A 9502-nucleotide genomic window follows, 5' to 3' on the forward strand; every position below is an offset into this window, starting at 1 on the left:
GGAACCTTTCTCATGGTAAAATCGTATACATAAACGAGCCTTCACGAGGACAAATCTATGTTATCTGACGAGGAGTTGGTCAGACGGTTTATATCCGGGGAGGAGAAGGCGTTTGAGGAGCTCTTCCTCCGGTATTATCCTGCTCTGAAGAGGTTCGTTAGCAGAACGATGTCGCAACAAGCAGAGGACATAGTTCAAGAGGCATTTCTGAGGGTTTACCGCGATATCAGGAGGTTCTCCCCCGATAGAGGGTCCTTCAAGACCTGGATATTCAGCATAGCGGCCAACCTGACCGTTGACGAATATCGTAAGAAGCAGAGATGGCTCAGGATTTTTCGCCCGCTGGGCAAGGAGGCGCTGAACCTCCCCGATAGATCTCGATCTCCCGATGAGACGCTGCTCGAAAAGGAGAGACGCTCGGAGATCGAAAAGGCGCTTCAGATGCTTCCAATCGAGCAGCGGCAGGTCTTGATCTTGAAACATCTCGAGGGGTTTAAATTCAAGGAGATCGCCCAGATATTGGGTATACCTGAGGGGACGGTCAAAAGCAGAATGGCCAGAGGATTGAAACGGTTGAAGGAGGTTCTCAATGAGAAGACACTTAAGGGATGAAGAGATGCTCTCTTACATATACGGCGAGATGGATGAAGCTCGATCTAAGGAGATCGAGGAACACCTGAGGGTTTGCCACGAATGCCGCTCCATCTTCAATGAGTTAAAGGGCTCCGTGGAGCTTTTAGATGAGCTTAAAGTTGAAAGGAAGTCAGATGTTTCGGATCAACACCTGCGGTTGTTCTACGATAGGCTTCACAAGCGCAGGAGGAGGCGTAAGCTCAAATTAGCAATGGCTTTCTCAGCACTGATCCTGATCCTCGGAACGTCGCCCCTTTGGTTCAATATGCCGGGCGTTCGGGATAATCAGGGGATGCTGCCTGCCAAGGCAGTTGCGCCCTCCCTATCCATAAGTGATGTTGAGATCGAGATCCCCGATTATGAATTTGTCGTTACCATGACGACGGTAGACCCTGACGTTGATATCGTCTGGGTGATTTCGGAGAACAAAACGGAGGTGGAAAGATGAGATGGGAGAGGGTTACGAAAACAGCTGTGTTTTTAATGGCCCTGATTTTGAGTGTATCGGCGGTCGCTGAGGAGGTGAAGCTTATAAAGTTGAACTACCGAAGCGCCTCTGAGATCCGGAAGTGGTTCGACGAGAACTTCCCCACCCTCACAGCCAAAAAAGCTTTAATGGTTGACTCGAAATCGAACTCTATCCTGCTGAGGGTGAAGAAGCCATCCCCTGGGGAACCAAACACATCGGAGATCGAGGAGATGATAAAGGCCCTGGATATTCCCCTCAGCGAGGTCGAGGTTATCTTACGATTGGTAGTTGCCTCTAAGAAGGAGGGACATGGGGAGACACCCCAGGAGATCTCCGAGCTTGTCTCGGCCCTACAACCCATCTTCAAATTCCGGAGCTACAGGGTGATATCCACATCCGTTCTGAGTTGCGAGGAGGGAAGTCCTGCGAGTATCGATAGCGCGGGATACTCAATATCCTTTATACCGAGAGTTGGGAAGGAAAGCATCAAGCTGGAAGAGTTTCAGGTGTTTACAACGCCTCCCACTACCTCCGAACAGCTGAGGGCAGCTTTAGGTAAAAAGAAGCCGAAGGAGGGGAGGGTTTATCTCCGAGGGACGACAAGTATAAGGGACGGCAAAACGAGGGTGATTGGGATTGGTGGAATCTCCCTGGATGGGGACAAGACCCTGATGGTTGTGATAACGGTGCGGAGAATCAAACTGGAACGATTTAAGCGGCAATAGGGATGTCAGGTAGCTCATATTCTACCATACTCCACTCAATTTGTTCCAGTTTTTGGGGGGCAGGTCAGGGTTGTGTTGTACATGTGATCCGCAACAGCCTCAAGTATGCCTCCTACAAGGATAGAAAGGAGTTCAGCTAGGATTTACAAGGCGCCGACGGACCTGGACTTCGCTGATGAGCTTCAAAGGGGGGATATGATATGGATCTGCTCAGGTCAAAGAGATTAATGATCCTGCTTTCGCTTACAATCTTGGTGATAATCGTTCTGGTGATTTTGAAAACTCATCATATGCCTATCTCATCTGTTGGTGGGAGGGGTAAAACTTCCTCAGAAGAGGTCATAAAATCAGAGATGATAACTTCCAAGACGAAAGCTCCTGATGAAGGTATCTCAGATAAGGAGATTGATAAGTTTCTGGAGAAAGTAGAAAAGCTCTTGGAAGAACTTCCAGAGGAACCGGCGAAGATACAATCTGAGGAGAAGGTCCAATCTGAGGGGCAGGAGAACGAAGAGAGCGGAAAAACAACGGAAGAGATGAAAATAGCCGAGGGGAAAGAAGAGGCTTCTGAGTCAGAAGGCAACTCCCTCAATCAGGATGAGGAGGAACATTGTCCTACCGTTGAGGAGATCCTCAGCACCGTAGGTCTCATCCCACCTGAGGAAACGATTAGGCTTATCAATTTGGCTCTCAGAAAGCCGGATTTATTAACCGAGGAGGAATTAACAACACTTTTGTTGCTAAAAAGTGAAATTTCCAAAGCATATTTTCCAGAACCTGAGCGTGTCGTTATTGATAAGAGATCGGGGACGACCAAGTATTACCTTTTGCCTGCAGGAAAGTATAATGTTGACCGAGATACCGTTCCAATCTCAAAAGAGGAAGCTGAGGCTTTAATAAGCCAAGGAGTTGGGACGGTTACCCTTAACCCTTAACAGGTGATAAAAATGAACACTAAGTTATGGAATGGTTCACGATCATTGTAACACTTTCGTAGGGCGGCACTTTATGTGCTGCCGTCTTCGACGGGGTAATGCTCGGGACGATAGCCAGGTTAAGGTCTCTCCTCATCGATGAAATTTTTGAAAGGTTCTCCCGATCGAGGGGGTCTAATCTATCTGGATGACTCAAATCCGCATAAATTACGAAGATCGAAGAAAACAATGAAGCTTATCCTCCTCATCGCCAGGAAGGAGTTCGCCTCCAACATATTTTCGTTCCGCCTGCTTGTGGGATTGGTCGTCTGCCTGACGCTCTTCATCTCCAGCGGACATGTGCTTACGAAAGATTATGAGAAGAGGCTGCGCACGTACAACACGGCTAAAACGAAACGCAGAGGTGAGCTTGAGAAGGTTAAGGTCTACTCACAGCTGAAGGTGAACCTGGACAGAGCTCCCGAACCGCTGAGCGTCCTCTGCCTGGGGATGGAGAAACAGCTCGGCAACACGGTGACCGTCTCCTATGAGGATGTTCCCACGGAGGCGGAGATCCTCGGGGGGGACAACCCGCTGTTGATGGAGTACATGCGTGAGCGAGGCGCTTTCTCAACCGTTAAGTGGTTCACCAGGGTCAACCTCGATGAGTTGCCCTCACAGGCGAAGGCGAGCTATATCTGGAGGAGATATAACCTTGATGCTCTGTTCGACCGGCTGTTCAACGGTTCTCCCCTTTCGGCGGAGGAAAGGAGAAGGCTCGATGAGGGGTGGAAGGCCTTTTCGGATGCCCGTGAAGCCGTCTTTAAAAGGCTGAGGCTCAAAAGTTGGGATGAGGTGGGACCTTTAGACCTGAACGGCATGCCCGTTTTCACCTTTGAGAGGGAAAGCGCTTCCTTCGCCATAAGACGAGCCCTGCCGGATCTGGCGATCTTGATCTCGCTGAACGCCCTCTTGTTTTTAGGATCGGCCGCCGTTTTTCTGAGGAGCGAGGTGAGGTGAAAAGTGGTTAGAGAGATCATCCTGCGTGAGCTTCTAGATCATCTGCGCAGCCTTCGATTCTCCCTGACGTTTCTCCTGGTCGTCATCCTGATGTTAACCGGAAGCGTGCTATACGTCCGTGATTACCATCAACTGGTTGCGGACTACAGCGAGAACGTAAACGAGAACTTGCGCCTTTTGAAGGAAAAAGCAGGGAAGGGGTTATACGAGGTGGTGAGCTTCCCTCCTAACCAGATGATATATCGCTCGCCAAACCCGCTGGGATTCATCGCCGAGGGAAGTGAAAAAGATCTGCCCAACGCCTTCGAGGTGGACGCGTTTGAGCTTAAGGGGCCGAGGATGAAGCTTCGGGGGAACTACGCGCTATGGCGGTTCGAGGGGTTGGATTGGGTCTTCATCGTGGGGGTTATCCTGAGTTTCGCTGCTCTCGTGCTCACCTATGACGGGATATCAGGTGAGAGGGAGAGAGGAACTCTTCGCCTTTCTCTGTCCAATCCCCTTCCGCGCTCAACCCTGCTTTTGGGAAAATACATCGGCGCGACGGTTACCCTGGCGATCCCATTGATAGTTGGGATCTGCACAAGCACCTTGATCGTCTCCATCTTCGGCGCTTCGAAGATTGGGATAACGAATTGGATGAGGATCGGACTGATCACCTTCATTTCAACCTTCTACATCTCCGTTTTCACGATGCTTGGGCTGTTCATATCCAGTTTGACGAAGAACTCCAGGGTCAGCCTGGTTTTCTCGCTTCTGGTGTGGGTATGCCTCGTTGTGTTCATCCCTAGAACGGGGGGATTGCTGGCAAGCGGGTTGATTGAACTGCCCGATGAGAAGATCGTATCCGAGAGGGCAAGGAAGGCGGCGATGGAGGTGGTTAGGAGATACGGGCGAGGCGGATTCAGCTGGAACTGGTCGCCCGGGGAGCCGCTTTCACGTTCCGTAAAAATTGCTGACGCCCAGCTTGCGGTCTGGGAGGATTACCGCAACCGACAGCTCAATCAGGTGAAGCTGGCCCGGAGTTTGACCTCCATATCCCCGACCGTTATCTATCGGAACGCCTGTGAGGGGCTGATCGGCACCGGTATAGGGCATTATGAGCGGTTTTTAAGAGAGGCGAGGGAGTATCGCCGGGCTCTGCTGCAATTCACATATGAGAAATATCCCTTCAACCCTAACCTTCCCCTCGGAGGGGAGGAATTGAGGAGGGTGAGGAAGATCAAGATCAGCTTCGATGAGGTCCCGAAGTTCAGGGATAAACCTCCCGACATCCCCGCTTCCCTCGCCGATGCGAGCTGGGAGGTTCTGCTTTTGTTCCTGTTCAACGTGGTCCTCTTCATAGGGGCTACTTTGGCCTTCATACGCTATAGGATATAGGAGCATCCCAAACAGGTATATGCAAAACCTGTGTGAGAGCCCCAACGGGTAACATTGACTTCCACGATCCCCCATGTTATGTTTTCAAAAGATAACGGCTTTCGGAGGGATTGCCGTGAGTGAAGTTAAGCTCAAGAGAATAGGGAAACTCGTGAGGATGAAGAGGAGAAGGATAGGCAAACTAAAACCTGTGAGGTTGATCGAAGATGGCGGTGAGGGTAAAGCTGAAGGTGAGAAGCGGGGTGAACGAGATAATAAGCCCCGCTTTGGTGAACTCCGGATATGAAAGCGACGTGCCGGAACTCCTCCTGCCTGAACGGGTGGCGGAGGCGCTGGGACTCTACCCCGGTGTGAAGGAGGCGGTTGTGGAACGATATAGGGTGGCAGGTGGATCGGAGATAAGATTGTTGAGGCTAAAGGGAGTGGGGGAGGTGGAAGTGTTAACCGAGGGACGATCATCATCGCCCGTGACGTGTGATATAGTGGTCTCCGAAGGGGAAGAGGAGCTTATAATAAGCGACAAGCTCGCCAGCAGGTTAGGGATCGTAATAATAGATCCAGCAGAGGGGATCTGGTGCTTCAGAGACGAATTGGGGAAGGTGGAGAGGAAAGGATAAAGGGAGGATCAGCATATCCCCGCTTCCTTTGGAGAGAAAATTTTTGAATCTATGTGTTTTCGGCGTCTATATAAATGAACCTGACTTATATGAGGAGGCAAGCTGTTGATTCGGCTCATCATCAGGAAGGAACTGCTGGACAATCTGCTGAGCCTCAAGTTCAGCTTGGGTATGGGGATATGCCTGCTGCTCATCGGGTTGAGCTGTTACGTCTCCATGAAAGATTATGAGAACCGCCTCAGGGATTACCAAAGCGCCATTCAGGAGTTCAGGGAGAAACCGGATGTCATCACCCCGAGGATCTATCGGAAACCGGAGATGTTGAGCATCTTCAGCCACGGTTATGAACGCCGACTGGGTAACATGGTGTGGATTTCTCCATCCGGGGAGGTTCCCTTTAGAGCGACGGGCTACACTAACTCCCCTCTGGAGGAGGAATACCGATCTGAATTTACATCCGTTGACTTTGCGTTTGTCGTTCAGATGGTTTTAAGTCTGCTGGCCATTTTTCTCTCCTACGGCGCTATCTCAGGGGAACGACTGGCGGGAACCTTGAAGCTGTGTTTGTCCAACTCCATTTCACGCTCGGCGATGTTAGCGGGGAAATTTATAGGAGGTGTTCTTTCCTTGATGATCGCGCTTACCCTGAGCATGTTTTTAGGTTTGCTTATCTCTCTGCTATCACCGTTGGTCGTTTTCTCCAAAGAGGAATGGCTTCGCATCGGGGTAATGTGGCTCGGTTCAGCGTTATATCTCAGCGCCTTTTTTATGCTGGGGCTCCTGGTATCTTGCAGAACTGACCATCCGGCGACGGCGCTCCTCGTTCTGTTGCTGATTTGGACGGCGCTGCTCGTCATACTTCCCAACGTATCGGTAGTTCTGGTGGACAGGTTGATCCCCATCCCATCGGAGCGGCAGATGCAAGGACGAATTGCGGCGGTAAATGAATCTTTTCATCCTCAGTTCGAGTCACTTCTTAAGAAGTTACCCTCGTTAAACCGTGAGATTCATGTAAAACGGACGGAGCTCCATACGAGATGGGGACAAGCCATCTGGCAGGTTAAGCGGGAATATCTCAACAGGCTCTATTATCAGACAGAGTGGGTTTCTTGGCTAAACCGCCTGACATTGGGAGGTGCTTACCGATCGCTGATGGAATCCCTCGCTCGAACCGATCTTTCGGCGTATCGGCGATTCATGGAACATACCCGCCGTTATCACGCCGAACATCGTCGCCTGATGAAGTTGCTGTGGACGGACAGGAAACGATACGATCGGGAGAGGGAACGTTTTCTCCAGCCGTTTCAACCTCCTTCCGTTACCCTGAGCGAAAGCGTTCGAGCCGGTATGTTAGACCTGATTCTGTTGTTTTTGTTCAATGTGTTATTCTTCATGACCGCATATCTGAGCTTTGCGCGCCACCAATTCTCGTAAAAGGAGAGGCGATGCTCTGGCAAATCACCAAAAAGGAGATTCTCGCAAATCTACAAAGTTTACGGTTTCCGGCGTTGGTCGTCATCTCCACGGCGCTCTTCCTGCTTAACGCCCTGTTGTTCGCCGGAAGATATAAGAAGGAGCTCAGCAGCTATAGCGAACGGGTCACCAGAAACTGGGATGATCGAAGTACCGTCACCGTTACGCTTGAACGACGCCCCAACGTTTTGGAATTCTGCGTCGCAGAAGGGGAGAAAATCTCAATCTTGAACCTCAAGATTGGGGGTTTAATCGAACCTATCCTGCCGGAATTCGGTCGCAACTTCACACTGCCTTATTTTAACCGGCTGGACTGGGTGTTCATCGTGAAGGTGTTATTCAGCTTGTTCGGGATTATCCTCACGTTCGATGCTATCACAGGTGAGAAGGAGCGTGGGACGCTCACTCTAATTTGCTCCAATAGCATATCCAGAACGGCTATACTTATCGGTAAGTATCTGGGGGCTACCTTCACCCTGCTTATCCCCCTGACTATGGGGATGCTATTGAACCTACTGATCTTCTCCCTGCTTTCCCAAGAGATTCACCATCTGGACATGGAGCATCTCCCCCGCATTTTCGGGCTGGTTATTTTTTCGGTGGTCTATATTTCCCTCTTCGTCCTATTAGGCCTGTGGATTTCCAGCAGCGTTCATCGGTCATCAACGTCATTGTTGGTGTTGCTTTCGATATGGATGGTTCTCATTGTAGTCATACCGAATCTCGCCGGGATGGTGACGGACTACCTCGATAAGACCCTAAGTGAATATCAATTGAGTAGGCAGTGGAGAGAGATATGGAAGACGGAGGCGGAAGAAGGGGTTAAAAGAATTGACCGACAGATTAAGAAAGGCGTGTTTCAAACTGAGGAGGAGTTGCGAAAAGCAGCGTTGAAGAAGCTGAGCCGCATCGCCGATCTGCGAATTCAGTGGGTTGAGCGGCGTAACCGATCGATACTCGCCAGGCGAGCCTATGCCAGACGGCTGGCGAGCATATCCCCAGCCGCATCATATCAATACGCCTGTGAATCGCTTGCAAATACGGGTTTCATCGCTCAACAGCGGTTTCTGCAGGCGGTTAAAAATTACTATCCTATCTACGAGGATTATGTGAGGGCTAAGGTCGGTGAAGTGGTACCGTACCGAGGAAGTTTCAGCTTCTGGTTGGACTTCAAGGGGAAACAGATTTATATCAGGTCTCCTGTGCCTAAAGCATATCAAGGTGACATGAGCGATTTTCCCCGCTTCACCGAGCCTGAGGTCCCTTCTCGTGAGAGCGTCAGCTCATTTGATCTGACAGCGCTATTGTTTTGGAATCTGCTGTTATTTCTCCTCGCTTTTCTTTCATTTCTGAGACAGGATGTTCATTGAAGGTCGAAGGAACTAAGGGGGGAATGTGAACCATCCCGTAAAAGAGTCGAGAGGAGGTTTAAAACCATGTTAGAGGCGAGGGATTTGACCAAGAGATACGAAAACGGCGTCCTGGCGCTGGACGGGCTGAACATGAAAGTCAACCCAGGCGAGATCTACGTCATGCTCGGCGCCAACGGCGCGGGAAAAACCACCACCATATCACTGTTTTTCAACTTCATCGAACCCACAAGGGGAACCGCCTTCGTGAACGACATCGAAATACCCAAGCTCCCCCTTGAGGCCAAAAAACATATGGCCTACGTCTCGGAGAACGTCCAGCTCTACGGCAACTTCACTGCAAGACAGAACCTGGAGTTCTTCGCAAAGCTGGGAGGGAGGAAGGACGTAACGCGCAAGGAGATAGACGAGACGCTGGAGAGGGTAGGGTTGCCATCCGAGTCGTTCAGGAGGAGGGTCAAGACCTTCTCCAAAGGGATGCGGCAGAAGCTTGGGATAGCGGTAGCGATGATAAAGAGGGCGGATGCGGTATTGCTCGATGAGCCCACATCCGGGTTAGATCCTGAGGGAGGAGCGGAGTTTCTGAAGCTTCTGAGGGAGCTTCGCTCAGAGGGCAAGGCGATCTTCATGTGCACGCATGATCTTTTCAGGGCGAAGAGGGTTGCGGATAGGATTGGGATATTGATGAAGGGGAGGCTTGTGAGGGAACTGGATAGAGATGAGATAGAGAAGGAGGAGCTAGAAGAGCTTTACCTTAAATATGTCGGTTATGAAGAGGCTGTGTAAGGTTGAGTATCACCCTCAACTCACGCTCTAAAAAGCTATATTCAAGGGAAATATGGTCGGAATCTTAGGATCGAACTCTTGCGAAGGATTCTCTGAAATGATAAGATAGAATTGAGCG

General features: G+C 50.5%; 10 protein-coding genes. All 10 read left to right on the forward strand.

From position 1 onward, the window contains the following. Positions 1-57: 57 nt before the first annotated feature. The 10 genes from J7M22_06555 (at position 58) to J7M22_06600 (ending at position 9384) form a co-directional block, all read left to right on the forward strand. A complete protein-coding gene (locus J7M22_06555; GenBank protein ID MCD6506270.1) occupies positions 58-612 on the forward strand; it encodes a sigma-70 family RNA polymerase sigma factor in 555 nt (184 codons plus the stop codon). After that, on the forward strand, positions 590-1081 hold the full coding sequence (locus tag J7M22_06560) for a zf-HC2 domain-containing protein (protein ID MCD6506271.1): 492 nt from the start codon (positions 590-592) through the stop codon (positions 1079-1081). Before J7M22_06555 ends, J7M22_06560 begins: the two co-directional genes overlap by 23 nt. Next, positions 1078-1827 (forward strand): hypothetical protein, encoded by a 750-nt coding sequence (locus tag J7M22_06565; protein ID MCD6506272.1) that lies wholly within the window; start codon positions 1078-1080, stop codon positions 1825-1827. The genes J7M22_06560 and J7M22_06565 overlap by 4 nt, the downstream gene beginning before the upstream one ends. 200 nt (positions 1828-2027) lie before the next feature. Further along, on the forward strand, positions 2028-2762 hold the full coding sequence (locus tag J7M22_06570; GenBank protein MCD6506273.1) for a hypothetical protein: 735 nt from the start codon (positions 2028-2030) through the stop codon (positions 2760-2762). A 228-nt stretch (positions 2763-2990) separates the two neighbouring features. Next, the gene (locus J7M22_06575; protein ID MCD6506274.1) at positions 2991-3761 is read left to right on the forward strand and encodes a hypothetical protein; all 771 of its coding nucleotides are present in this window, start codon (positions 2991-2993) and stop codon (positions 3759-3761) included. A 3-nt stretch (positions 3762-3764) separates the two neighbouring features. Next, the gene (locus tag J7M22_06580; GenBank protein ID MCD6506275.1) at positions 3765-5138 is read left to right on the forward strand and encodes an ABC transporter permease subunit; all 1374 of its coding nucleotides are present in this window, start codon (positions 3765-3767) and stop codon (positions 5136-5138) included. A gap of 206 nt (positions 5139-5344) precedes the next feature. After that, complete coding sequence (locus J7M22_06585; protein ID MCD6506276.1) at positions 5345-5755, forward strand: hypothetical protein; 411 nt, start codon at positions 5345-5347, stop codon at positions 5753-5755. 105 nt (positions 5756-5860) lie between these two features. Next, positions 5861-7189: an ABC transporter permease subunit gene (locus tag J7M22_06590; protein MCD6506277.1), complete on the forward strand. Its 1329-nt coding sequence runs from the start codon at positions 5861-5863 to the stop codon at positions 7187-7189. An 11-nt stretch (positions 7190-7200) separates the two neighbouring features. Next, entirely contained in the window at positions 7201-8598 is a 1398-nt protein-coding gene (locus J7M22_06595; protein ID MCD6506278.1) for an ABC transporter permease subunit, read from the forward strand. 66 nt (positions 8599-8664) lie between these two features. Then, entirely contained in the window at positions 8665-9384 is a 720-nt protein-coding gene (locus tag J7M22_06600; GenBank protein ID MCD6506279.1) for an ABC transporter ATP-binding protein, read from the forward strand. The last annotated feature ends 118 nt before the right edge of the window (positions 9385-9502 follow it).

Source organism: Candidatus Poribacteria bacterium (genome assembly GCA_021162805.1).
In the GTDB taxonomy this organism is placed as follows: Bacteria; Poribacteria; WGA-4E; order B28-G17; family B28-G17; genus JAGGXZ01.